This window comes from Hyphococcus lacteus, assembly GCF_041058985.1.
In the GTDB taxonomy this organism is placed as follows: domain Bacteria; phylum Pseudomonadota; class Alphaproteobacteria; order Caulobacterales; family Parvularculaceae; genus Hyphococcus; species Hyphococcus lacteus.
Genome location: NZ_JBEHZE010000001.1, coordinates 869,303 through 894,025, shown reverse-complemented (window position 1 = coordinate 894,025; position 24,723 = coordinate 869,303). Strand labels below are relative to the sequence as shown.

At 52.0% G+C, this 24,723-nt stretch carries 27 protein-coding genes; 13 read left to right on the top strand and 14 right to left on the bottom strand.

Features of this window, described 5'->3' with window-relative positions; all coding sequences use genetic code 11:
* Positions 1-247 precede the first annotated feature (247 nt).
* Positions 248-1,174, top strand: coding sequence for a patatin-like phospholipase family protein (locus tag ABFZ84_RS04300; RefSeq protein WP_369312691.1), 927 nt, complete (start codon positions 248-250; stop codon positions 1,172-1,174).
* Here the strand turns inward: ABFZ84_RS04300 and arsC are convergent.
* The 3 genes from arsC to ABFZ84_RS04285 form a co-directional block, all read right to left on the bottom strand.
* Positions 1,171-1,518, bottom strand: coding sequence for an arsenate reductase (glutaredoxin) (gene arsC / locus ABFZ84_RS04295; RefSeq protein WP_369312690.1), 348 nt, complete (start codon positions 1,516-1,518; stop codon positions 1,171-1,173). The genes ABFZ84_RS04300 and arsC overlap by 4 nt on opposite strands.
* Positions 1,519-1,526: 8 nt before the next feature.
* Positions 1,527-2,216, bottom strand: a complete 690-nt coding sequence (locus ABFZ84_RS04290; RefSeq protein WP_369312689.1) for a response regulator transcription factor — start codon at positions 2,214-2,216, stop codon at positions 1,527-1,529.
* Positions 2,217-2,352: 136 nt separating this feature from the next.
* Positions 2,353-3,054: a YggS family pyridoxal phosphate-dependent enzyme gene (locus ABFZ84_RS04285; RefSeq protein ID WP_369312688.1), complete on the bottom strand. Its 702-nt coding sequence runs from the start codon at positions 3,052-3,054 to the stop codon at positions 2,353-2,355.
* On the opposite strand from ABFZ84_RS04285, the gene ABFZ84_RS04280 reads away from it, so the two are divergent.
* Positions 3,037-3,666 (top strand): thiamine phosphate synthase, encoded by a 630-nt coding sequence (locus ABFZ84_RS04280; RefSeq protein ID WP_369312687.1) that lies wholly within the window; start codon positions 3,037-3,039, stop codon positions 3,664-3,666. The two genes, ABFZ84_RS04285 and ABFZ84_RS04280, sit on opposite strands and share 18 nt — an antisense overlap.
* Here ABFZ84_RS04280 and ABFZ84_RS04275 read toward each other — a convergent pair.
* On the bottom strand, positions 3,663-4,010 hold the full coding sequence (locus ABFZ84_RS04275) for a VOC family protein (RefSeq protein ID WP_369312686.1): 348 nt from the start codon (positions 4,008-4,010) through the stop codon (positions 3,663-3,665). The two genes, ABFZ84_RS04280 and ABFZ84_RS04275, sit on opposite strands and share 4 nt — an antisense overlap.
* Before the next feature lie 125 nt (positions 4,011-4,135).
* On the bottom strand, positions 4,136-5,353 hold the full coding sequence (locus tag ABFZ84_RS04270; protein WP_369312685.1) for a porin: 1,218 nt from the start codon (positions 5,351-5,353) through the stop codon (positions 4,136-4,138).
* Between the two features lie 569 nt (positions 5,354-5,922).
* Between ABFZ84_RS04270 and ABFZ84_RS04265 the strand changes: the two genes are divergently transcribed.
* The 5 genes from ABFZ84_RS04265 to ABFZ84_RS04245 all read left to right on the top strand — a co-directional run bounded on the left by ABFZ84_RS04265 (position 5,923) and on the right by ABFZ84_RS04245 (position 11,404).
* Positions 5,923-6,390: a DUF3576 domain-containing protein gene (locus tag ABFZ84_RS04265; protein WP_369312683.1), complete on the top strand. Its 468-nt coding sequence runs from the start codon at positions 5,923-5,925 to the stop codon at positions 6,388-6,390.
* 143 nt (positions 6,391-6,533) lie between these two features.
* Positions 6,534-9,113 carry a leucine--tRNA ligase gene (gene leuS, locus ABFZ84_RS04260; protein WP_369312682.1) on the top strand — a complete coding sequence of 860 codons (2,580 nt, stop codon included), beginning with the start codon at positions 6,534-6,536 and terminating at the stop codon, positions 9,111-9,113.
* Between the two features lie 27 nt (positions 9,114-9,140).
* Complete coding sequence (lptE, locus tag ABFZ84_RS04255; RefSeq protein WP_369312681.1) at positions 9,141-9,749, top strand: LPS assembly lipoprotein LptE; 609 nt, start codon at positions 9,141-9,143, stop codon at positions 9,747-9,749.
* A 3-nt stretch (positions 9,750-9,752) separates the two neighbouring features.
* The gene (gene holA, locus ABFZ84_RS04250; RefSeq protein ID WP_369312680.1) at positions 9,753-10,808 is read left to right on the top strand and encodes a DNA polymerase III subunit delta; all 1,056 of its coding nucleotides are present in this window, start codon (positions 9,753-9,755) and stop codon (positions 10,806-10,808) included.
* 101 nt (positions 10,809-10,909) lie between these two features.
* Positions 10,910-11,404 (top strand): hypothetical protein, encoded by a 495-nt coding sequence (locus ABFZ84_RS04245; RefSeq protein WP_369312679.1) that lies wholly within the window; start codon positions 10,910-10,912, stop codon positions 11,402-11,404.
* On the opposite strand, the gene ABFZ84_RS04240 is transcribed toward ABFZ84_RS04245, so the two are convergent.
* The 5 genes from ABFZ84_RS04240 to mnmE all read right to left on the bottom strand — a co-directional run bounded on the left by ABFZ84_RS04240 (position 11,401) and on the right by mnmE (position 17,276).
* On the bottom strand, positions 11,401-12,330 hold the full coding sequence (locus ABFZ84_RS04240) for a ParB/RepB/Spo0J family partition protein (protein WP_369312678.1): 930 nt from the start codon (positions 12,328-12,330) through the stop codon (positions 11,401-11,403). The genes ABFZ84_RS04245 and ABFZ84_RS04240 overlap by 4 nt on opposite strands.
* Before the next feature lie 14 nt (positions 12,331-12,344).
* The gene (locus tag ABFZ84_RS04235) at positions 12,345-13,148 is read right to left on the bottom strand and encodes a ParA family protein (RefSeq protein ID WP_369312677.1); all 804 of its coding nucleotides are present in this window, start codon (positions 13,146-13,148) and stop codon (positions 12,345-12,347) included.
* Complete coding sequence (gene rsmG, locus ABFZ84_RS04230; protein ID WP_369312676.1) at positions 13,141-13,779, bottom strand: 16S rRNA (guanine(527)-N(7))-methyltransferase RsmG; 639 nt, start codon at positions 13,777-13,779, stop codon at positions 13,141-13,143. The genes ABFZ84_RS04235 and rsmG overlap by 8 nt, the downstream gene beginning before the upstream one ends.
* Positions 13,780-13,902: 123 nt before the next feature.
* The gene (mnmG, locus tag ABFZ84_RS04225) at positions 13,903-15,807 is read right to left on the bottom strand and encodes a tRNA uridine-5-carboxymethylaminomethyl(34) synthesis enzyme MnmG (protein ID WP_369312674.1); all 1,905 of its coding nucleotides are present in this window, start codon (positions 15,805-15,807) and stop codon (positions 13,903-13,905) included.
* A 131-nt stretch (positions 15,808-15,938) separates the two neighbouring features.
* Positions 15,939-17,276, bottom strand: a complete 1,338-nt coding sequence (gene mnmE, locus ABFZ84_RS04220) for a tRNA uridine-5-carboxymethylaminomethyl(34) synthesis GTPase MnmE (RefSeq protein ID WP_369312673.1) — start codon at positions 17,274-17,276, stop codon at positions 15,939-15,941.
* Positions 17,277-17,406: 130 nt separating this feature from the next.
* On the opposite strand from mnmE, the gene ABFZ84_RS04215 reads away from it, so the two are divergent.
* Positions 17,407-18,048 (top strand): VPLPA-CTERM sorting domain-containing protein, encoded by a 642-nt coding sequence (locus ABFZ84_RS04215; protein WP_369312672.1) that lies wholly within the window; start codon positions 17,407-17,409, stop codon positions 18,046-18,048.
* Positions 18,049-18,238: 190 nt separating this feature from the next.
* Here the strand turns inward: ABFZ84_RS04215 and ABFZ84_RS04210 are convergent, their stop codons facing one another.
* Positions 18,239-18,484: a DUF6489 family protein gene (locus ABFZ84_RS04210; RefSeq protein WP_369312671.1), complete on the bottom strand. Its 246-nt coding sequence runs from the start codon at positions 18,482-18,484 to the stop codon at positions 18,239-18,241.
* 52 nt (positions 18,485-18,536) lie between these two features.
* Positions 18,537-19,541 carry a DUF2799 domain-containing protein gene (locus tag ABFZ84_RS04205; RefSeq protein ID WP_369312670.1) on the bottom strand — a complete coding sequence of 335 codons (1,005 nt, stop codon included), beginning with the start codon at positions 19,539-19,541 and terminating at the stop codon, positions 18,537-18,539.
* 106 nt (positions 19,542-19,647) lie between these two features.
* Here ABFZ84_RS04205 and ABFZ84_RS04200 point away from each other — a divergent pair, with 106 nt between their 5' ends.
* The 5 genes from ABFZ84_RS04200 to ABFZ84_RS04180 all read left to right on the top strand — a co-directional run bounded on the left by ABFZ84_RS04200 (position 19,648) and on the right by ABFZ84_RS04180 (position 23,283).
* On the top strand, positions 19,648-20,619 hold the full coding sequence (locus ABFZ84_RS04200) for a quinone oxidoreductase family protein (protein ID WP_369312669.1): 972 nt from the start codon (positions 19,648-19,650) through the stop codon (positions 20,617-20,619).
* A 14-nt stretch (positions 20,620-20,633) separates the two neighbouring features.
* Positions 20,634-21,593 (top strand): glycerophosphodiester phosphodiesterase family protein, encoded by a 960-nt coding sequence (locus ABFZ84_RS04195; RefSeq protein WP_369312668.1) that lies wholly within the window; start codon positions 20,634-20,636, stop codon positions 21,591-21,593.
* Positions 21,594-21,596: 3 nt separating this feature from the next.
* Positions 21,597-22,277 carry a YceI family protein gene (locus ABFZ84_RS04190; RefSeq protein ID WP_369312667.1) on the top strand — a complete coding sequence of 227 codons (681 nt, stop codon included), beginning with the start codon at positions 21,597-21,599 and terminating at the stop codon, positions 22,275-22,277.
* Between the two features lie 27 nt (positions 22,278-22,304).
* Positions 22,305-22,718, top strand: coding sequence for a VOC family protein (locus ABFZ84_RS04185; RefSeq protein ID WP_369312666.1), 414 nt, complete (start codon positions 22,305-22,307; stop codon positions 22,716-22,718).
* A 115-nt stretch (positions 22,719-22,833) separates the two neighbouring features.
* A complete protein-coding gene (locus ABFZ84_RS04180) occupies positions 22,834-23,283 on the top strand; it encodes a hypothetical protein (RefSeq protein WP_369312665.1) in 450 nt (149 codons plus the stop codon).
* A 62-nt stretch (positions 23,284-23,345) separates the two neighbouring features.
* On the opposite strand, the gene ABFZ84_RS04175 is transcribed toward ABFZ84_RS04180, so the two are convergent.
* Both ABFZ84_RS04175 and ABFZ84_RS04170 read right to left on the bottom strand, forming a co-directional pair.
* Complete coding sequence (locus tag ABFZ84_RS04175; RefSeq protein WP_369312664.1) at positions 23,346-23,963, bottom strand: glutathione S-transferase family protein; 618 nt, start codon at positions 23,961-23,963, stop codon at positions 23,346-23,348.
* A gap of 134 nt (positions 23,964-24,097) precedes the next feature.
* Positions 24,098-24,490 (bottom strand): hypothetical protein, encoded by a 393-nt coding sequence (locus ABFZ84_RS04170; protein WP_369312663.1) that lies wholly within the window; start codon positions 24,488-24,490, stop codon positions 24,098-24,100.
* Between the last annotated feature and the right edge of the window lie 233 nt (positions 24,491-24,723).

The following is a 24,723-nucleotide window of genomic DNA, read 5'->3' as shown; positions in this document are numbered from 1 at the left end:
AATTTGATGATTCGACCGTTAACTATGGCGCGGTTCGATTGGTCACGCCACCTTCGGCAAGGTCCTATCTCGTCGTCATATAGACTCCATTGGCAGTGCTTTTTCCCCAACAACTGGCAACTTCGAGAATATAAATTCGAAGGTTTGGTTTTGTGTCCAAAGGTTCATGTTTCAATCCACGTCGGCAAATGACATTGAATGATATCGCGTCGATGACCATCTAAAGGTCACTATTCGGAGAGAAGTGATGGCGAAAACTTTAGGTTTGGCGTTGGGGTCGGGCGCGGCGCGTGGTTGGGCACATATCGGCGTCCTCAAGGCACTCGACGAGATCGGCGCAAGCCCAAAGGTGATCACCGGCTGTTCTGTTGGTGCGTTGGTTGGTGGCGCGCATCTCATTGGCGCACTTGACGAATTTACCCATTGGGCCCGATCACTCGGGTCTCTTTCAGCATTGCAACGCTTTACATTAAAAGTGCATCGCGGCGGGTTCATCGACACTGCACCCGCTTTTGAAGCATTTCGTAGTTTCGACCAAAACATCGAAGATCTACCCATCAAATTTGGTGCCGTCGCCACTGACCTTGCCACCGGTGAAGAGGTCAAAATGTTGCGCGGCTCGGTGATCGATGCGGCACGCGCATCAAGCGCAATCCCGGTTGCTTTTCATTCGGTCTATGTAAACGGTCGGTGGCTTGTGGATGGTGCGCTTGCCAATCCGGTGCCGGTTTCGCTTACGCGTGAATTAGGCGCTGATATCGTCATCGCGATTGACCTTAATGCCGTTCCGAAGGTGTTGGACCGATTTGATGCACCGCCAAGCTCTGTTCCGGCATTACTACCCACAAATGTTCCTGCACCAGAAACAATGACGGGGGCTGTAACCAAGTTGATCGATGATACCAAGGCCGCCATTGAAAAACAGATAGAATACGCCAAGGCACGGGCAGGGGCCAAACCGCATTTATTCGAGACAGCCTATGCCGCCGCTGATATTTTTCAAATGCAGCTCGCACGTGCAAAAGCAGCAATCGACGCACCAGAAATATCTATCAAACCGGATATGCGAAACGCAATGCCCACATCGTTTGATCGCGCCGATGAGTTTATCGAAGAAGGCTATCGCGCCTTAATGCAAAAACGCATCGAGATTGAGGCGCTAATTTCTTCTTAGAGAATTTCCAGCACCGCTTCAGGTGGACGGCCAATCGCGGCTTTATCGCCACTCACAACTATCGGACGCTCTATCAAAATCGGGTTTTCGACCATGGCATCAATTAGCGCGCTATCCGCGCTAACATTGCTGAGATCCAATTCCGTGTAGGGCGCTTCCTTGACGCGCATAATTTCGCGCGCACTTTTAACGCCTAGCTTTGTAACAATAGCCTTAAGCATTGCCTTTGACGGCGGGTTTTCCAGATAACGAACGATTGTCGGTGTAATCCCTTGCTCTTCAATCAAGGCAAGAGTCTGGCGAGATTTCGAACAGCGCGGGTTATGATAAATCGTAACAGTCATTTTACTCTCTATAGGGATAGTCTGTAACCGCCGCTTTCGGTTAACAAGATTGACGCATTTGAGGGGTCCGGTTCAATTTTCTGACGCAACCGATAAACATGTGTTTCCAGCGTGTGCGTTGTTACCCCAGAGTTATAACCCCAGACTTCATCAAGCAATACGTCACGTGTGACTGGCTTGCCGCCCGCGCGGTAAAGAAACTTTAGGATCGATGTTTCTTTCTCAGTCAGGCGGATTTTTTTGTCTTCGGCCGTAACCAGCATTTTTACCGCAGGGCGAAACTCGTATGGCCCAACCTTGAACACTGCATCTTCGCTTTGTTCATGGCTCCGCAGATGCGCACGCACGCGAGCTAACAAGACGCCAAATTTGAAAGGCTTAGAGACATAGTCGTTTGCCCCGGCATCAAGCCCGAGAATCGTATCGGCCTCGCTATCAGCACCAGTCAGCATAATGATCGGAGATTTAAAGCCGTTTTTTCGCATGATGCGGCAAGCCTCTCGGCCATCCATATCCGGCAGGCCAACATCGAGCAGCACCAAATCGATATGGGCTTCTTCTTTGGCCCGCTCGATAGCGGCACTCGCCGTTAAAACCGGCTCCAGCGCAAATTCATCATGAACGCCAAATTGATCAACCAATGCATCGCGCAAAAGCTCATCATCATCTACTAGCAAAATCTTCTTTGAACGGTTCATGTTTTGCCCGCCTCTTCCCTGAATAAGTCATATGCCCTGAACAAGTCACATGAATGAGATCGCGTCTTAGCCCTGAACTGACCCCAAATGAAATTCACGACGAGACAACTTTTTGTTATGTCGCCGTGATGATAGCTCATTTCGGGGGTCGTTGCCCAAATATTGCGCTACCAATTCGAACATGGGTGGCACCGAGCTGTGCTGCAATAGTGTAATCACCACTCATTCCCATCGATAGCGAATGTAACCCGCAAGATTTGGCAAGTTTTGCCATAAGAGCAAAGTGTGGCGCGGGGTCAGCATCAGCTGGCGGAATACACATCAGCCCCTCAATCGAAAGGCCATATTCATCGCGGCAATCATCAACAAATGCTTGAACCGCACTTGGTGCTATTCCTGATTTCTGATCTTCTTCGCCAATATTCACCTGAACAAACAACGCCGGGGTTTTCTCTTGTTTTTTTATTTCCTTCGCGAGCGCGGCGGCAAGTTTCGGTCTGTCCAAACTTTCAATCACGTCAAATAGCGCCACAGCCTCTTTGGCTTTGTTAGTCTGTAACGGGCCAATCAACCGAAGCTCTGTGTCAGAAAAGCGGGATATTAAATCCGGCCATTTGGCCTGAGCTTCTTGAACCCGGTTTTCGCCAAAAATGCGATGCCCTGCCTCTAGTGCCGGTAAAATACGCTCCACATCATGCTGTTTCGAGACCGCAACAATAGCTACGCTATCGGCAGGCTTGCCGGCTTCAACAAGGGCGAGGTTGATTTCCTCCCGGATCGCCGCAAGATTCGCAACTGGGTCGGTTTTGTTAGGAAGACTATGGTCGTCGATCGTCATCAAGGACTCCGTTTACGGGCGAGGAAACTAGCAGCCGCCGCTGCTGCGCTCAAACACCAATCGGGACAAACCGTACCTTTTTCGTTGGCGTTTCTCACCGACCAGACACGTATCGCCCAGCCGGAAGTTATTGCACGTGTCCTTCCGCGCGGTGCTGCGGTTATTCTGCGTGATTATGACTTACCGCAGCGGGCGGGATTAGCAAAAAGACTTTCAGTTATCTGTAAAGCACGCGGCGTATTTCTACTTGTTGGCAATGACCCAGATTTAGCGATAGCCGTAAATTCCGATGGCGTGCATTGCCCACGATGGTCAAAGCTGAAACGGACTGACCTACCAGACCGTTTTTTCATGACCGCGGCCTGCCACGACGGAACGGAACTTATCGCTGCAAAACAACGTGGTGCCACGATGGCGTTGTTATCGCCGGCTTTCCCGACCAATAGCCATACAGGCAAGGCGGCCATTGGCGCTGCGGCGTTCAAACCCCTCGCGGCACAAGCGCCATTGCCTGTGGTGGCCCTAGGCGGCGTAACACCGATCAACGCTCATCAATTAGCAAGCCCGAATGTCGTTGGCATTGCGGCCATTGGCGCATTCAACGCTGATTAATTCGTAATCGTCCAAACCCCTAAAATGTTTCCAGCCGGGTCACGGAAATGAAACCGGCGGCCTCCGGGGAATTCATGCCGCTCCGTAATTTCTCCGCCAGCCTCGACAACATTCTTTTCGCTTGCTTCTAAATCATCGGCATAAAGAATAATTAGTGCGCCCGCAGGGCTGGGCTTTTCAGCGCGGTGAAAACCGCCTTCAAGACCAGCGCTTTTGAAGCTAATATATTCTTCACCCCAGATTTCGAATTCCCATCCAAATGCTTTTTCGTAAAATGCTTTCACCGCGCCAAGGTCAGCAGCGACAAATTCAACATAATCAATGTGGTTATTGGTATGGGTCATTTGGGTGCCTTTTGAGATTTCACATCACGCATCCTAACGCGAGCACCACAAAAGCGAAACGGGACGGCTCTAAAAAAGAACCGCCCCGTCCCATATCCCCTCTAAGCTTTAGGCGCTTAGAATTCTTAGAATTTGATCGAGCTTTCGATCACAACCGTGGTGGCTTCTTCTGGTCCACCTGCGGCCACTGGTTTCTTAGACTCTACATATTGGGCAGCTGCGCCGACCGATATGCCGCGTCCAAGAACATAGGTCACGCCTGCTTGCGCACTGCGTGTATCTCGGAAAAGAGTAGGGTCAATCGGATTTGCACCGATCACATTTGCCTCTGATTGGCCAACACCGATCATGAAGGCAACATCGCCAGCGTCCTCACCTGTGCGGTAAGTCACACCCGCGTCAAAAGCGAGGTAGCCATCATCACCAAACGTGGCGAGACCAGCATTCGTCGATTTTACCGAACCACCCAGCGTAATGCCACGATAAGCAAGATTAAGACCGACTGAATAAGCTTCGTAATCACCAAAAACCGAAGAAACAGTGCGTGTGTCTTCGTCAGCATGAATAAAGCTGGCACCAACGCCAACAAACAATCGATCTGTACCCAGACCGATGCCTTTTTCGTAATACATGGCGGCTTCGATTGCATCGTCCCACTTACTTGTTTCAGTAAGCATGATGCCCTCAGGCGAAACCACAAAGCCAGCTTCCGGTGCGCACAACAGATCGCCGCAATTACGCAATACCGGTGAATAGGAAACACCAAGCTGTAAACCACCCAAAACACCGCCTAAGAAATTGGCAGGCGGCATATAGGTCATTTTAGTCGAGTAACCAGTAAAATCATTCAGCGTGTGAATGTCATTAAGGCCGGAAAGATCCGTCTGCCAATTATTGACATTTACTGATGAGAAAATCGTAGGGGAGGTCACACCAAGTAAACGCGCAACGCCCTGATCGCGGCCAACGATAACCTGACCAAACGAACCGCGTGCATAAGCGTAAGCACCCTGAAGATATGCGTCGCTATCGGTGGGTGCGATTCCGCGTGGACCACCGCTCAAAAGGCTTGAATACCGACCCCCGGAAAACATTTGTCCCGGCTGGTCGCCATCAAGCCGACCAGAGACAACAGCCCCGACCTCAATACCGTTATCAAGAACAGTCGAGCCTTTAACCGAGACTTCTGCGTTTGCATCAGCTTTTGCATCGCCGTCCACAAGACCCGCTGCAACGCTTGCCTCGCCTTTGACGTCGATTTCGACGGGATCAGCAGCAAGGGCAGCGCCAGCGGTCAAAGCCGCAGCGCTTACACCTAACATAACTGTCCGAAGACTGGTCATCAGTCTCTATCCGTCACGTTATGTGAAAAAATCAGGACTTCCCGACAATTTCACCCTTCACCTAAACTCACCTCAGCCCAGTATACAGGCAGTGGCCGCGTTATCGTCTCTTTTGTTCGCTTGAGCCAGTCCCCACAACTTACTCAAACAAAACCGGACAATCACGTCCGGCTCCCTCCCAACACAGCGCCCCTGTACCCCAAAACCTTCGGGAGTCCAAAGCCCAGACCGCTAAACCACACAGTTTTCGCCGCATGCCGTTGCAAAAATGCGACGTTGCATCGACCGCTCAATTTCCGGGCCACCCCCGGTAATCAAGAACTGACTTGCCAGTCCTATCGAAACAAGACTCACAATATGGTTAACGGCATAAAGATTCTGACTTTATGACCAAGCAATATGTTCGCACCTCCGGCTCGCCGGTTCAAGCAACTCCATGGTTCCCCGTTGTGTAATTGGCGGTTTGTGGTAACAAAGCCACGGCCTCTTGACGGAGTGCCCGACCGCCCTCCAACGATATGGTTACAGGAATTGGTCAAGACAGCGGCCAGGATACAGGATTTCGCACGATGAAGCCGGAAAAACGCACTATTATCAAACTACTCGCTATGGCCGGCGCAGCCGCTGCCCTTGCGGCTTGCGGTGGGAACCGCGCAGATGCCGACCGCAATGCAACATTAGCCGACTATAAATCTGGCCGTGGTGCCCAAGCGACGACGGTTAACCGCTATCTTTGGGCAGCATCCCTTGAAACGCTTGATTTTCTGCCCGTTTTTTCGGCGGACCCGATTGCTGGCTTGATCATCACCGAGTGGTATGTGAACCCGGAAATCCCGAATGAGCGCTTCAAAACCAATGTTTATATTCTCGACAGTGCGTTGCGCGCCGATGCCCTTCGGGTTTCAGTATTCCGCCAGGCCCGCGACGAAGCTGGCGCATGGAATGACGCCTCGGTGAACCCGGCAACGGCTCGGGAAATCGAGAACGCAATCCTAACTCGCGCTCGTCAACTACGCCTCAACGTCCTCGGCGACTAAACCCGCGCTCATTTTAATGACAGCTGCGGCACCGAGCCTGTTCCCCAACAGGCTCGAAAGCTGCTATTTGCGCAAGGTCCGTGGGTTAAATCGACAAGATCAACTTCATGGGCGTTGTTTTTTAGGATCTGAAAGACCAATCGATGTCCCGCTATAATCCCAAAGAAGTCGAACCCAAATGGCAACAGGCCTGGTCCGAAGCGAAAGCTTTTGAGACCAAAGACGACAGCGCGCAAAAGAAATATTTCGTCCTCGAGATGTTCCCTTATCCATCAGGGCGTATCCATATTGGACATGTACGCAATTATGCCATGGGCGACGTAATCGCGCGCTATAAAAAAGCTTGCGGATTTAACGTTCTGCATCCGATGGGGTGGGACGCGTTTGGGATGCCGGCGGAAAACGCGGCAATGCAAACCGGATCGCACCCAGCAAAGTGGACTCGCAGCAATATTGAGATCATGCGCGATCAGCTAAAACAGATGGGCCTTTCCATCGACTGGAGCCGAGAATTCGCAACCTGCGATCCGGAATATTACGTCCACCAACAACGTATGTTCCTTGATTTCTGGAAACGTGGTTTCGCCTATCGCAAAGAAAGCATGGTTAATTGGGACCCGGTTGACCAAACCGTTCTGGCCAATGAACAGGTCATCGACGGCAAGGGATGGCGCTCTGGCGCGCCGGTCGAACGACGCACGCTTTCCCAGTGGTTTTTCAAGATCACCGATGAAGCAGACGACCTTTTGGCAGCGCTTGATGACGGGCGTCTGGCTGGCTGGCCTGAAAATGTTCGCACCATGCAAAAGAATTGGATCGGACGGTCAAAGGGCTTAGAAATGAAGTTCCGTTTCGTAGACGGAACTAATGCGCCAACGGGACAGAAGGACGGGATTGAAGTCTTCACCACGCGTCCAGATACACTTTATGGCGCGAGCTTTGTGGCGATATCGCCCGACCATCCGATTGCAGCGGCGCTCGCCCAAAACGATTCGGGTCTGGCTGGCTTTATCGCGGAATGTCAGAAAACGGGCACATCGGAAGAGGCCATCGAAAAGGCAGAAAAGCGCGGTTATAAATTACCGCTGGAAATGGCGCACCCATTTGATGACCGTAAGTTACCGGTCTATGTGGCGAACTTCGTTCTGATGGGATACGGCACTGGCGCAGTGTTTGGTTGTCCAGCTCATGATCAACGCGATCTCGATTTCGCCCGAAAATATGATTTGCCCGTCCCGCCGGTGGTTCTACCGCAGGACGCAGACCCCACGACATTTACCATTGAAAACGAATCCTATGTGGGGCCGGGCGCAATTTATAATTCCGATTTTTTAAATGGCCTCGACACCAAAGAGGCCATTGCGAAAGCGATCGCAAAAATCGAAGAGATGGGCCTCGGCAAAGGCACCACCCAATATCGCCTGCGTGATTGGGGTGTTTCACGACAACGCTATTGGGGATGCCCGATCCCCGCTATTCACTGTGAGAAATGCGGCATCGTACCCGTCCCGGAAAAAGACTTGCCGGTAATTTTGCCCGAAGAAGCTGATTTTTCAGTGCCGGGAAACCCGCTCGACCGTCATCCTACGTGGAAGCATGTTGATTGCCCGGAATGTGGCGCAAAAGCGCGGCGAGAAACCGACACTTGCGATACTTTTGTCGATAGCTCTTGGTATTTCGCACGGTTTGCATCGCAGCCCGAGAGCAAACCTGTAGACCCTAAAATCGCAGATTACTGGTTGCCGGTTGATCAATATATCGGCGGTATCGAGCATGCCATCTTGCATCTTCTGTATGCGCGCTATTTCACACGAATGATGAAGCAGTCCGGTTATTTAACGGTGGACGAACCATTCGCCAATCTGTTCACCCAAGGCATGGTCGTTCACGAAACCTATCGCGATGAAAAAGGAAATTGGGTACTACCTGAAGACGTCATCATCGAAAAAGGTACTGCCCGCCGTTTAGACGATGGTTCATCGGTGAAAATCGGTCCCATCGAAAAGATGTCGAAGTCGAAAAAGAACGTGGTTTCACCTGAGGCCATTGCTGCACAATATGGGGCTGATGCAGCACGTTGGTTCATGCTCTCTGACTCGCCGCCTGAGCGCGATGTGGAATGGACGGATTCCGGTGTCGAAGGGGCATGGCGCCTGATCAACCGCGTTTGGGACACCGTATCAGCCGGGGCCAGTGCCGCACAAAATGTCGATCTTTCAAAACCGAATGTGACGGATGCGGACAAACCATTGCGCCAAGCAACCCACAGTGCGATTGCCGGGATTACCGACGACATCGAACATTTCCGCTTTAACAAGGCGATTGCTCGGGTTTATGAATTTCTCAACGCCTTAAAAAAAGCCGACAAAGGCGCGGGCGATTGGGCCAAAGCCGAAGCACTTTCCGCGTTAGCCCGATTGATTTCACCCTTCATTCCACACTTGGCCGAAGAATGTTGGGCCGTTTTGGGCGGCAAGGGATTGGTCTGTGATGCGCCTTGGCCAATCGCAGATAGAGAGCTTTTGGCAAAAGACGAGCTGATGATTGGTGTTCAGGTCAATGGAAAACGGCGCGGTGAAATCGCTGTGGCCGCTGACGCGGACAAAGATACTGTGGAACAAGTGGCCTTGTCGGACGAGACTATTAAGCGGCATATTGATGGCCTGACCATTCGCAAGGTCGTTGTCGTGCCGGGGCGGATCGTAAATATCGTCGCGAACTAACGCGGAAAAGCCGGAGAGGGTAATACCATGAAGAAACTGAGAGCGCTTGTCGCCTCAAGCATGTTGTTTGCGGTCTCCGCCTGCGGGTTTCATCCCATTTATGCGACGACGGATGGTGCGACGGGCGATCCCGTTTTCCGCCAAATTCAGGTTCGACAGGTAGCGGGGCCGACGGCCGTGGAACCCGTCGTAACCGATGCGCTAAACGCACGAATGTCGACCGTCGATGGCATCAAACCAAAATACGAACTCTATGTCGAAGTATCAGAATCCGCAGAACGTCTAGCGGTTCAAATTGATGCGACGGTGACCCGTTATAATTACCGTTTGAGCGCAAAATATGCGGTCGTCGATTTGACCAATGGTTCACGCTTTCGCGGTAGCGCCCGAGCCGTGACGTCCTACAACATTGTTAGTTCACAATATTCGACACTCTTTGCGGAACGCACGGCTGTCGAAAAGGCTGCCCGCCTTTTGGCCGAAGAAATTGAACGCGATTTGCTAATCCGGTTCGATGAACCACCGGAAGAACGCACAAAAAATGAAGGCCGGTCTTATGAGACTGAGCTGAGCCCTGCGGAAATTCTGTCTGAGCCGCGCCGCGGCGAGGTTATCGAACCGCTTGTGGACGAATAGACCATGGTCGCCCTCAAAGGTCGCGCCATTAAAAGCTTTCTATCAGATCGCGACACCCATATCGCCGCCATCCTGATTTATGGGCCTGATTCCGGGTTAGCGCGTGAGCGAGCGGTCAAACTCGCGAGTAGCGTCGTCGAAGATCTCAAAGATCCGTTTAACTACCTCGAACTATCCGACAGCGATCTTAAAGACGAGCCGGGGAGATTGGCCGATGAGATTGCGGCGCTTTCATTCGCTGGCGGTGAGCGGGTTATCCGAATACGGACAAGCGGCGAGGCCGCAGCGAAACCCGCCAGCGTGCTCCTAGATGCTTTAGATGGCGGGCACCTAAAGCCCAATGGCATTGTCATCATCGAAGCCGGAGAATTAAGCCCTCGGTCCGGTCTCCGAAAGGCGTTTGAAAAAGCAAAATGCGGCGCTGCATTGCCCTGTTATGTTGAGGGGGCTGGCGACGTGCGTGCCATGGCCACAGAAATGGCGCGCACAGAAGATTTGCGCTTTGACGATGACGCACTGAATTTGGTCGGCGCCATTCTAGGCGAAGATCACGGGATATCACGCGGTGAAATTGACAAGCTCATTCTCTATAAAGGGCCAAAATCACTGAGGTCTGGACCAGACACCATTTCACTTGATGACGTAAAGGCATCACTTGTTGATGGGCTTGGGGACGCAATGGACGACACCGCCAGCGCGGCCGCCGATGGTGCGCCGACCCGATTGGCGAAAGCCCTGCATAAAGCTGCGACCGCCGGGGCCAGCCCCATTGGATTGTTGCGTGCGCTGCAACGGCAATTCTCGCGCCTAAAAACCGCGAATGATTTCATGGAAAATGGCGAAAATGCTGCTTCAGCCATGAAAAAATTGCGCCCGCCCGTATTTTTCGGGGAACAACGCGCGTTTGAAAATCGGCTCCATAAATGGCGCGGCGCAAAACTCGACCTAGCACTCCGCATGCTGATTGATGCTGAACTTGACGCCAAAACAACGGGTGCACCGCAACGAGAAATAGTCGAACGTACAGCGCTTCGTCTCGCTGTTATGGGCAAACGCTAGTCACTTTGAAAAATTCTTAGCCGTTGCGACCTTGAACCGAAAATCCGAACTGTTATGTTCCCACCAGGTGGGGAGGAGAGCCATGAATGTGAGTATTTGGAATGCAAGCCCCCGCCGTGATTCAGCCCGATATTGCCAACGCTTTTTCAGTTAAGTCTGAACAAGTTTTTCACCGCACGAATAATCAGGTCTATGCCATTGTTGGCTGCAACCGAGAATTAGGCGTGGTATCAGACGTTTGGTTTGATCGCTATGATCGCCCTGAGGAGTTTCGGCATGTGCTTAGGCATGTGTTGCAACTATTCCAATCTGGTTCATTTCGTTTCTGGCTTGCCGACCTTAGATTCATGACCTCAGATTTTTCCCATTCCGAAGATTGGCTGATGGACGAAATTATGCCCGCTATTTTTAGCGCCGGAATGGAGCGCGAAGCCGTGGTTGTTCCAAACGCTACTATCGAAAATGAAGGCGTCGATACTTTTGCGAGTGCTTCAAGAACCATCCGATCATTAGCCAATGGTCGCATCCGGGCCTTTACCGATTTAGCACTCGCAAAACAGTGGTTGTTAGACGGGGAATTACCCGAACAACCTTAAACGCCAGAGCCCATCAAACGCCGACACAGGTCATCAAGCTGATCAAGCGTCAGATAATTAACGCTCAAAGAGCCGGCACCCTTTTTGGAGTGATCAATCGCAACTTCTAGCCCAAGAATGTTTGATAGATCACGCTCTAAAGCGCGGGTATCGGCATCTTTCGACCCACCCGAAGTGTTTGATTTACCTGAAGATTTTTGTTCATCGTTTGGTTTTTTGTCTAGAGTCTTTGGGCGTTCGGAATCCCGGATCAATGCCTCAGTCTGGCGAACAGAAAAACCCTCTTTCAAGATTGCATCACACAACGCATCGGGTGTCGCTGAGCCGAGCAATGCACGGGCATGCCCCATAGAAATTTCACCGCGCTGAAGCGTATCGAGTGTCTTTTTCGGCAACGCCAAAAGCCGCATGATGTTTGCCACATGACTGCGGGATTTGCCGACGGCTTTGGCAATCTGGTCTTGGGTGCGTTTATATTCATCGGCGAGGCGTTGATAAGCGGCGGCTTCTTCGACAGGATTTAAATCGACCCGTTGCACATTTTCGATCAGTGCAATTTCAGCCGTTTCTTCATCCGTCAGCTCACGGATGATAACCGGCACTTTATGAAGCTTTGCTTTTTGAGCGGCGCGCCAACGGCGTTCACCTGCGACAATTTCAAACTCGTCTTTGCCGAGCGGGCGAACCAAGATCGGCTGCAACATGCCTTTGTCTGCAATTGACGTCGCAAGCTCTTCGATTGCATCCGTTGAAAACACTCGGCGCGGCTGGTCCGCATTCGGTTTTAGTTGCTCGATCGGCAATTCGCGTTTGGGGCCAGCACGCTCTGGCTCTGGGGTTGCGCGCCGAGCGGAGGGCGCATCGCCCAACAACGCATCAAGGCCACGACCCAGTCCCTTGCTTTTCTTTTTTTCTGCTACTGCCATGATTTTTCTACCTTTTATGCAGCTTTCGCGCGGGTGCGTTCGCGCTGAATAACCTCGGACGCCAGTTGAATATAGGCCTGGCTGCCTGGGCATTTGAGGTCATACAAAAGCGCCGGCTTCCCGTGGCTCGGCGCTTCAGAAATACGAACATTGCGCGGGATCACCGTGCGATAGACCTGATCGCCCAAATGTCCGCGCACATCATCTTCGACTTGATTGGTCAAATTGTTGCGGCGGTCATGCATGGTCAAGACGACCCCTTGCAATTCAATGTCAGGGTTAATCCGTGAACGTACTGTTTCAATGGTTCGTAGAATTTGCGACAGACCCTCAAGCGCAAAGAATTCACATTGAAGCGGAATGATCACCGCATCCGACGCCGCGAGGGCATTAATCGTCAGCAAGCTGAGCGAGGGGGGGCAATCAATGAGTACATAGGTGATCTCAGCGCCATTTTCACTCGTGGCGTATTCTTCTAGGGCATCTTTCAACCTGAAATGCCGTCGATCGGCGTCAATCAGCTCGATCTCAGCCCCGGCAAGATCAACGCCAGCGGGCGCAAGCCTCAAACCGGGAATGTCCGTTTCAGTGACCGCGGCTTCCATACGGTATTCGCCAGACAAGACGTCATAAGTGGTCACACCGCGATCCGCCGCAGAGATGCCCAGCCCCGTCGAGGCATTCCCTTGTGGATCAAGATCAACAAGCAAAACTTTTTCGCCCACAGCGGCAAGTGCCGTCGCCAGATTGATCGCAGTCGTGGTTTTGCCGACGCCACCTTTTTGGTTGGCGATAGAGATGATGCGAATATTAGCCATGGGACGATTTCCGGGCACGGGCGACATTTCCAATCTCTAAAATGGTCGCATCTGCATTGGTTCGACTGCGATGCCGTATGACCTCCATATGCCAAGATTTAGTGGCTTCGGTCAATTCACCCTCTACATCTTGTCCCTTTAAGAGGTAATACTTTGTTGTTTTCTTTTGAATTCCAACACCATAGCCAAGTAATTTATCAACCCGGGCGAGAGCCCGTGCGGTGATAATATCGGGTTTTTTGTCCAGTTTTTGTGATTCGATTCGCCCCGGTATGACCGTTAAATTTTGGAGACCCATCTCTTCACCAGCAGCTTTTAAAAACGCAGCTTTCTTTCCGATGGATTCGATCAGCGTGACAGAAACATTTTGATCCGCAAACATCGCGGCGAGCACCAAGCCCGGAAAACCGGCACCGGAACCGAAATCCACAATCGAAGCAATTCCAGCGGGCAATAGCGGACCTAATTGGGCGGAATCTAGGTAATGCCGTTCCCACCGATTTTCGATGGTCGAGCGCGCGACTAGATTATGACGCGAGGACCAGTCCAAAAATACGGCGTCCATGACCGAAAGCCGGTCCATTGTTTCACGTGGAACATTCGCGGCGTCTTGAAACTCTTGGGGGGTCATAAGCCTTTAACCATAAGGGCTTTGCCTCGCGGCAAGGGGACAGAAAGTCTGGTGATAGCTAACCTTTTGGGTGCCGCATAGCGGGTTGCACGACAGAAAGGCCGATTGCGGAAAACTATTTGCTTAGGCGGTCGCGCGGGCGTTCTTTTTCACCCACGCTAATAGCAATGCGAGGGCTGCTGGTGTAACGCCTTCAATCCGACCGGCCTGACCGAGTGTTGTCGGTCGGGCCTCGACCAGTTTGTTGCGCACCTCATTCGACAGCCCCGTGATGGCCGAATAATCGAGATCAGCGGGCAGGGCGAGGCTTTCGTCTTTTTTGAATGCGACGATGTCCGCTTCCTGCCGATGGAGGTAACCAGAATACAGCGCATCAAACTCTAGCTGCTCAGCCACAGCGGGCGATAACGCGCTCAACGCTGGCCAGATCGCGGCAAGGTTCGCCAACGAAACATCAGGAAGAGATAAAAGGTCCATTATATTACGGCGGCGTCCATCCTGATTGATTTTCAAGCCGTGTTTCGCCGCTTCATTGGGTGTCAGTGTCGTCTCAATCGCCCAGAGACGGGCAGCGTCCAGCGCCGATTGTTTCACGTGAAACATCGCGGCGCGCTCTTCACCAACAATACCCGCCGCAATTCCCAAGGGGGTTAAACGTTGATCCGCGTTATCGGCCCGTAGCGTTAGCCGGTATTCCGCCCGGCTTGTAAACATACGGTAGGGTTCTGTAACTCCGTGAGTTACAAGGTCATCAATCATCACACCGATATAGCCTTGCGAGCGATCCAACACGAAAGGCGGAACTTCGGTCCCGTAGCGCGCGGCGTTCACCCCAGCCATTAGACCCTGGGCCGCGGCCTCTTCGTATCCGGTGGTGCCATTAATCTGACCCGCCAGGAAAAGCCCGGGCAGGGCTTTTGTTTCTAATGATGGGGTCAGCGACCGGGGGTCCACATAATCATACTCGATTGCGTAGCCATAACGAATGACCACCGCATCTTCGAGACCCGGTATGGTCTTAAGGAAGGCGGCTTGTACGTCTTCTGGTAACGAGGTCGAGATACCGTTCGGGTAGACCGTGTGATCATCTAGCCCCTCTGGCTCCAGAAAAATCTGGTGGGTCCCGCGCTCGGCGAACCGGACGACTTTATCCTCGATTGAGGGGCAATAGCGCGGACCGCGACCAGAGATCGCCCCGCCATAGACCGCCGATTTGCTTATATTTTCTTCGATGATCTTGTGGGTTTCAGGTGTTGTGCCTGTAACCCCACAGGATATCTGCGGGACTTCGATCTGATCGGTCATAAATGAAAACGGTACCGGCGAGGGGTCGGCGAGTTGGGTTTCCAACTTATCCCAGTAGATTGTCCGCCCATCCAAGCGGGCTGGTGTTCCGGTTTTTAACCGGCCCATCTCTAGCCCTAAGCCGTACAGCCGATCAGAAAGACCGAGGGCAGGTGGCTCAACACCACCCCATGTCTTGTCGCTCGCGCGGGCATTGGCCCGTCCCGCCGGGATCCGGCGGTCACCAATATGAATAACCCCTTTGAGGAACGTCCCCGTCGTGAGAACCACCGCGCGGGCGCGCACTTCGGTGCCGTCCATTGTCCGGATGCCCGTGATTGTTCCACGTGGAACACTCTCATCAACGATCAGGTCTTCGACTGCCATCTCAGCGATGTCGAGGTTCGGATAATCCGAAAGCAGCGCCTGCATTGTGGTCCGATAGCGCTTTCGGTCGGCCTGTGCCCGTGGACCGCGAACCGCCGGCCCTTTAGAGCGGTTGAGCATACGGAACTGGATACCGGCCTGGTCGATCACTCGGCCCATCAAACCATCGAGCGCATCAACCTCGCGCACCAAATGACCCTTACCCAACCCGCCAATAGCTGGGTTGCATGACATCTCGCCGATCGTATCAATCCGGTGTGTCGCCAATAGGGTCTTAGCGCCCGCACGCGCAGACGCGGCGGCCGCTTCGCAGCCGGCATGCCCACCACCAATGACAATGACGTCGTATTCTTTCATTTCCGCTTCTTCGGTTTTGCACAGGGGAAGCGCGGTTCTAGCGATCTTCCACTCTATGTCCAGATGCTCATTATATAGGGGATATAAAGGGCGTGGATAGAATTTTCTATCGCGTTGTAATTGCTAGGCTTTTACTTACCAATACAAAAGCTCGAAAAGATCTCGCCTAATACATCCTCGACACCGACCGCGCCGGTAATCTGGCCCAAAGCCCGGGCGGCAAGGCGCGCATCTTCGGCGGCCAATTCTGGCGCGCGGGTGATATTAATTTCTGCGCGGGCGAGGGCGTTGATGGCATCCTCCACCGCACGAACATGACGCGCACGGGTGAGGGCGGGGCCATCGGCGTTTGCGCCGCCGGCCACAGCTTTGGTCAGGTCGGTCACGAACGCGCTTAATCCCGCACCGGATTTCGACGAAAGTTGATGAACGATAGTCCCCGTGGGAGATTGCGTTGGTATGGCCGCGCCCAAATCGGCCTTTGACCAAACCAAAAAATCACCGGGTTTGAGAAGGTCGAGTGTTTCACGTGAAACAAATTCGCTTTTTGGGTCTAGCACCGCCACCCGCAAATCGGCGCCTTCTGCCCGCGCCCGCGCCCGCCGCATACCTTCGGCTTCAATGGCATCATGATGCGCGCCGTGCAAACCCGCCGTATCGGCGATAGACGCAACCACGCCACCAAGATCGAGACGCGTTTCGACGATGTCTCGGGTCGTCCCCGCGATGTCAGAAACGATTGCGATTTCTGAACCGGCGAGGGCATTAACAAGGGATGACTTGCCCGCATTCGGCGGACCAATAATCGCAATCGACACGCCTTCTCTAATCGTCCGTGCACGTCCTGATGTTTCAAGAAATGCCGTCAGTGACTCTCGAAGGCGCACAATCGCCGGACCCGCCGCCTCAGCAATCGCCGCCGGAACATCCCCCTCATCGGGGAAATCAATGTCAGCCTCAAGCGGAGCCATCACGGCCAAAATCTCATGCCGCCAGCCATCCGCCACCGCAGAAAGCCGCCCATCAAGCTGGCCCAAAGCCTGCTTTTTTTGTAGGGTCGTTTCGGCATCGATAAGGTCTGCAAGCGCCTCTGCTTGGGCTAAATCGAGCTTACCGTTTTTCAGCGCCCTAAGCGTGAACTCCCCGGCCTCAGCGGGTCGCGCCCCCAGTCGCGAAAGCACGTCATAAAGCGAAATCTCGACCGCATGGCTACCATGAAGGTGAAATTCAGCGACATCTTCGCCCGTAAAACTTTTGGGATTTTCAAAAAGTATGGCCAATCCGCGATCTATGATTGCGCCATCTTTCGGATCACGCAATGCGACCAGAACCGCCTCGCGATTAATAATCCGTTTACCAACTAATTGATTGGCAATGTTGTGGGATTCCGGACCCGACAAACGATAAACGGCGACCCCGGCCTTGCCCGCGCCGGATGCTCTCGCAAAGATTGTATCGCCTCGGTGCATCGCAACCAACTCTCAGTCAAACCAACGCCCTTGCCAAAAAGGTTTCATGCTCTCTTAAGCGAAAAGAAGTTGAGACTTGTTAACTATCGTACTATCGATCCCCCATATTTAGTTAGTTCTGGGGAGAACAATGCGTAAATTTCTGACCGCTCTTATCATCACCACAGCCGGATTGTCAGCCTCTGCTGCGTCGGCCGCTGAAATCTACTTAAACAAAGATAATATCACCGTCGAAGTGGGACCTAACACCTCTGACGGCACATTTAACAACACGTTTTCTGGCGGAAATACCATCGCCAAAGTAATTGATGCACCCTCTGCTGACGCTTCGGAGAACCACACCCAAGGCACCCATATCTGGTTTACAGCAGATGAAGATGGTGACGGGCTCGAATTGTTGTTCGATTTCCAACAGGAATATGACCTCACAACGCTTCATTTCTGGAATTACTTCACCGAAGTCTACGATGTTGATCAGATCGACTTTACATTCTTCAACGAAAGCAACGCTCAGGTTGGTTCCTTAACCGTACTTCCCAATCTCGGAACAAGCCCTGGCATCACGGCGCAGGATTACCTCCTCGCCGCACCATTGAATGTACGTTTCGTCACTGCATTTTTAACTGGCAGCAATCGACAAGTCGATTTTCAAAATATTGGCTTTACTGGCCAACTCTCGATTCCTGTTTCCGATGTGCCGCTACCCGGCGCACTCGTAATGATGCTAACCGGCCTTGCCGGATTTGGTGCGTTTAAACGCAAAAAAGCTTAATTTTATTGCTTTTCTTGATCGCGGGGTTGGCGGCTCGACCGCTAACCCCTTTTTTTGTGGCCCTTTTCTATTCAGCCCACACACAGAACTCTGTGTACGGAATGCGGTTTAAAGAATAATACCGCGCGCCATTGGCAGCTTGTTCTCGCCCTCGAGACAGCATTACCGATGAATTAGAAAACAGTTTGAGCTATTTCTTTTTCGCGCCCGCCCCCATGGCAGTGCCCATCATGTTTTGAAATTGCTCCATGCCTTTGCCGGACATGGTCATCCACTGTGCCATAAAACGTTCGGGATCAGCGAGCGTATCAAGATTGTCTTTCGCCCGGCGGGTCATTTCGTCAACGATCATTTTGTTCATCGGTTCCACGTCAGGCATACCAAAAAACGCGCGCGCTTCAGCCGGAGTGCAATCAATATTTACAGTAAACTTCATGGGGCCTCCTTTTTGGCCAATTCAATAGCGCAGAACGCCGGACGATGACAGGTTATCTTAGAAACGAACAGGCAACCCCCGAATACGTCCCGCGCTCGTCAAAAAAGACCTGAAATGCGCCTGTCGGTCGCCGCGACGCGCGACCTCGGTCATCATGCCTATAGAAATCAAAAAACTGTGTAAATCCAGTAACTTGGTTTCCGACTGACCCATTTCCCCGTAGCACTCCACGCCGTACAAACCGCGCTTCGCCAGGGCCTTGGGCACAGACCGCATTCGTTTGGCTATCGACTAAACCCGCACCAAAATTAAGCGTACATGTGGGTTGATGATATGGCAGTTGATCCGTACAGAAATCTATCGCCGGTTCCGCACGCGCAAAATCATGGGCTTCCATCAACGTATCGCGCGCATCCAGAAACTCATCACTTCGCTCCCATGCCTCGCTATTTCGAATAGCACTCGACATTGCTTCATCAGCGCGACCCAATTCATATAAAGTGTTATCGGCCCGCCGCTCCGCATAACGCACTTGTTCACGATGATAGTTTAGCTTTTTGCGTGCGGCTTCATGTTCTGCATCTGTTAAACTGTCGTCCCGAAGCACCGCACGCGAACGGCGAATTTCTTCACGGTGGCGTTCAAGCTCGTTGATTGCATTGTTATATTCGCGCTGTGCCCCGTTGCGTTCTTGTTCGAACGTAAAGATCCGCCGCCCAGAAATATATCCGCTCAAGAACTCAGCTTCGCGCGAAGGACGACAAACACCCAAATAGGCAGCCCCCGACTGGCCATAGCCATACCCCCCATCACGCGTACAAAGCTGGTAAAGCGCTGATTCCCGGCCTTCATTATAAGCTGCCCGATTAGCAGCTGCGCCAAATTCGTTACACCGCACTGCGCGCTCGTCAAACGTCCGCTCAAGCAGGCCCTTGGCACCATCCTCAAACCCGGCGGCTGACCAATTCCCGGCCAGACATTCCTTTTCGCTCATAATTTCTGTTGCGCAACCCGAAAGCCCCAACGCTGATACCAAAACAACTAGAAAGTGTCGCATAAACCCGCCCCGCCATGTTAAGCCTTGTCCTAAGATGTGCGCGCAAGAACGCTCGGTCAATCCGGCTGCGTCAGAGCGCCTGTACAAAAAGCCGAATGGGATGGTTATGAGCAAAGCTATTTTCATCGATCAACACGGGTCGTCTGACATTCTTACCTTTCGCGATCATGATTTACCGCCGCCTGGCGCAAACCAAATTCGCGTCAAAAATGCTGCAATCGGTGTGAATTTTATCGATATTTATCAACGCCGTGGCCTATACCCGATTGACCTGCCGGCGATCCTTGGGTCTGAATGCGCGGGCCTCATAGCCGCTGTTGGTGATGGCGTCACTGGATTTTCTGTTGGCGACCGTGTTGCCTGCCTTACAGGTACTAGTGCCTATGCGGAGTATTCTAATGTCGCCGCTTCCAGCGCGGCAAAAATCCCCGACGGTATCGACTACGACATTGCGGCTGCGGTCTTTCTAAAAGGACTGACCACGGAAATGCTCTTACGTCAGGTCTATCAATTAAAAGCCGAAGACACCTGCCTTGTTCACGCGGCTGCGGGCGGTGTTGGTACGATTCTCTGTCAATGGGCCCGTAATATTGGTGCACGGATTATTGGCGTTGTCGGCTCTGACGACAAAGCCGCAATCGCAAAAGCTAATGGCGCGAGCGACATCATCGTTCGCGATGCAACCACCGACATCGCCGCAGCGGTCAGACGCCTGACCAACGATGCGGGTGTTCAGGTCGCCTATGACTCGGTTGGTGCCGCAACTTTTGACGCCTCGCTCGATAGTCTCGCGCCGCTTGGCCACATGGTCACCTTTGGCAATGCGTCTGGCCCACCCCCAGCGATTGAGCCCTTGGCCCTTGCGCGGCGCGGCTCACTAACACTGACGCGGCCTACGCTTTTTCACTACGCCACACCTGATCACCTTCCCGCAATGGCCACTACGCTCTTTGCTATGGTTTCCCAAGGGGCCGTAATACCCAAAATCAGTCATCGCATTCCGCTTGCCGACGCCGCTAAGGCCCACAGCCTTTTGGAAAGCGGTAAAACCAATGGTTCAATCATTTTAACAACATAAGAGAATTTTTTCAGATGCTTAGATGGATGCTTGCCGCCAGTAGTCTCACCCTCGTCGCCTGTGGTGACACTGCTACAACGACCGATCGTCCGGGCCTGCTATCAGATACCGGTTGGCGCATTGCCGCTGGCGATGATTTGAACAGCTTTTTTGACTGCCTCGAAGACGCCGGCCTTACGCTGGTGTCGGCTCACCGTGGTGGCCCAAGTTCTGGCTATCCTGAAAATGCGGTCGAAACCATGGCTGAGGTCATGACCAAAACACCCGCCGTCATGGAAATTGATGTCGCCACATCAAGCGACGGCGTTCTTTATTTGATGCATGACGATACATTAGAACGAACCACCAATGGCAGCGGCAACGCCAATACGCTGTCGTGGAATGAAATCAAAAAACTAAAACTCGAAGATAATGATGGCCGGCTCACGCAGTTTGCGCCTTCAACCTTTGCCGACGCATTGGCTTGGTCCGACGGACGCACAATCCTTCAGGTCGATTTCAAACGCACCACCCGTTACGAAGACGTGGCCGATGAAATCAAAGCCCAAGACGCAGAAAACCGGGTCATTTTAATCGCTTATTCAATGGCATCCGCCGCAAAGCTTCATCGTTTATTGCCTGATGCAATGATCTCGCTCAGCCTCAACTCTCAATCTGATCTAAACCGCGCGGTTGCGAGTGGTATTCCCGACGACAAGCTCCTTGGTTTCACCGGCACCAAAGATCCGCGCCCAAGGTTATTCTCTATTCTAAATGGCCGCGATGTCGAGGTCATCTTTGGTACATTGGGCGGACACAATTCTATTGATCGAGATATTGCCCAAAACGGTGACGATGACCGCTATGTCGAGATCGCTGAACAAGGCGTAGATATCATCGCCACCGATCGTCCGTATGCCGCCCATGATGCGCTTGTTGATGCCGGTCGCGCGCCAAACGATGGGCAATGCGGTATTAGCAAAATCACGGAGTAATATATGCGCCTGTTACCATATGTCATTGCACTGGCGGTGGTTGGGTGTTCCGCCGACACCTCGCCAGTCAATGAACCGAAACAAACTAAGGTTTCTACGCCCGAGATTAGTGCTCCTGCTGGGCTTTACAAGCTTGACCCCTCCCACGCTAGCCTTGTGTTCAGGATCGATCATTTAGGCTTTTCCCATTATACCGCTAACTTTGCGACGTTCGATGCGACGTTGAATTTTGATCCGCAATCACCTGAAACAATGAGTGTGGAAGCAACCATTGACGTCAGCTCATTAACGCTGCCGTCACCGCCTGATGGATTTCTCAGTGACCTTCTTGGTACGGATTGGTTTAATGCTGTAACCTATCCGGAGATCCGCTTTCAATCTCAAGAGATCACAAAAACCGGACCGGCCAATGTCCGTGTCGATGGCGTGATGACCATGCTGGGCACAACCGCGCCGCTTAGTCTCGATGTCACTTACATTGGCGGTTATGCCGGTTATCCGCCCCACGACCCAAATGCCCGTATTGGTTTTATAGCCGAGGGAAGTCTCTCTCGTTCCGATTACGGTTTAGTCTTTGGCCTACCCCCAGAGGGCAGTACGATGGGCGTCGGCGATTTAGTAACGTTTCGCATTGATGGCGAATTCACCGGCCCACCAACCGAGGAGTCCGATCAAAACCCCTAGACGACACAACCATAATAGGAGCCAAAAATGGTCCAAGAGGTAACGCCCTTTTTAATGTTCGAAAAAGACGCTGAAAAAGCGATCAATTTTTATGTTGCAACATTCAATGACGCCAAAATTAATCACGTTGATTATTGGACCAAAGGTGAAGCAGGCACCGAAAGCACCATAAAACGCGCTGATTTTTCTATTGGCCGACAAAATTTTATCGCGCTCGATAGTCCAGCCAAACATGATTTTACCTTCACGCCCGCTTTTTCAGTTTATATTGATTGTTCTGATGCGGCCGAACAAGAAAACCTGTTTTCGGCGCTCTCAACCGACGGTGCCGTATTAATGCCGCTAAGGGACTGGGGGTTTTCTCAAAAATTCGCATGGGTCAACGACCGGTTTGGTGTTTCCTGGCAGTTAAACCTTCCTTTTTCAGACAACCAAAACTAGGAATTTTGGCGGCATAACCCCTAGGGGGGATGCTGCCTAAAATCAGGCACGTCATTAATCCCCCAGATCAGCCGGGTAAAAACCTCGGCGTTCAGTGTTTGAGAAGGGGATTAAAATGAAAAAATTACTGATCGCGACTGTCACACTTACAGCCATCTTGAGCGGTTCAGCATTCGCTGGCGATGATGCATCTGAAATCGTCATCACACAGCCAATGAAAATGGGCGACGCCCGCCTTAGCTGTGACGCTATCATCCAAGAAGCAAACAACATGGAAACAGTGCTTGGCGGCTCACCCGCAAGTGGGCTGATGGACGGCGAACAGCTCGCTAGCATGGGCACATCCCTTGCCCAACAAGCAATCATCAGAAGCGGTGCCGGCGGAAAAGCACTTGGTGCCGTGGGCCAAGTCGGCGGATTACTAGGCCGGTCTTCGAAAAAGAAAAAAGAAGCAGAGGCCTTGCGTAAAGCCGTCGCCGAAAAGCGCTGGATTTACATGGTTGGCCTATATGAAGGACGGAATTGCGACGCAGCTCCCGTCGAAACCGAAACGCCTACACAATAATTCTACATTCTTCGGGGGGAGAACACGCGGGCTGGTTTCCGTTTTAGCCAGCCCGCAATTTTTTATGGTGCTAGCGCAGACGCTTTTGCCCATGCCTCCCGCGCGGTGACACGATCATAATAGGCCCGCATGGCATCACCCATCAAATTGCCATTGCGCGTAACTTTTACCAGGAACAAAATATATCCAACAGATATGTCTGCTAGTGAAAACTCATCGAGCAAATAATCACGGCCCGTCAGGTGTTCTTCCAAAAAGTTGAGGCAATTCTTGGTTTCATTGATAGCCCAAATTCTCATGGCTTCAATGCGTTGCTCTTCCGGCAAGATAGCGGTTTGAGCAACCAACATACCCGCATAGCCGCCCATACCGGCTTCGCCAAACTCCATAAACTGAAGATAGTCCGCATAGTCACTATCAGACGGTTTTCGCGACAAGCGCCCATCAGCATAGCGATTAGATAGATACTGTATAATTGCTACCGACTCGATTATCCGCTTATCACCATCAAAAAGCACCGGCGTTTTACCGGTCGGGTTCATCGCAAGGTATTCTGCTTCTTTAAGTTTCGGTCGGTCAAACGGCCGCGTCTCAATTTCTGCATCGATGCCAAGCTCATGAATAGCCCATGCTACACGCAAGCTTCGCGTCAATGGAAAATGAATTAACTTCAAGCTCATAAAATCGCGCTCCATTTACTCTCGCCCCACAGGGCCCTGTCTTTTTTATGAGCGCGCAAACCGTTAACGGCAATCATCAATAACAGCAGACACCCGCCGATAACGACCATGTTACCGGCGGATTTATTGACCGCTTAAAGTGAACTAACGGCACTTGTGAACGATGTAGAGATACCATTCTTGCGTGAAATTTTGCGCCAGCATGACTTGAACCGGCTGTTTCTATTGATGGATTTGCCTAGCTCTTTCGCCGCCTTGGTTGCGTCAGAACTGTTTCCTCCATCAAGTGCGGTGCCAATCGCTTCATAATCGCTGATCAATACGTCAATACGGCGTGTCCCATTTTTGCCGTAAGACCCACAAACATCGTTACGGTTTACAGTGATACGGCGCCAGTCATTATCGGCTGATTCAAATGCGTCTTTAACGTAACCATCTTGCACATCGGCATAATCTGCGTGGGCAACGCTACCCAGGATAAGTGTACTCGTTGCGGCCACCATTAAAATATTCATAGGCTTTTTCATCAGACTCTCCTTTTCGTTTCAACACAGATTCACCCCCTTCTGTGCGCCCTAGCCAGAAATGTTGTATACTGATGAATCTATCTAAAAACCTATGCCGCTGTGAAAATGCTTTCAACAATCAATCGGTAAACCGTAGCAAAAACACGATTAATCCCAACCTGATACGATGAACCGAATTGATGGTTTCGGTAGAGGGAAAAAAGTGCTAAAAGATGTATAGCGTATACGGCTTT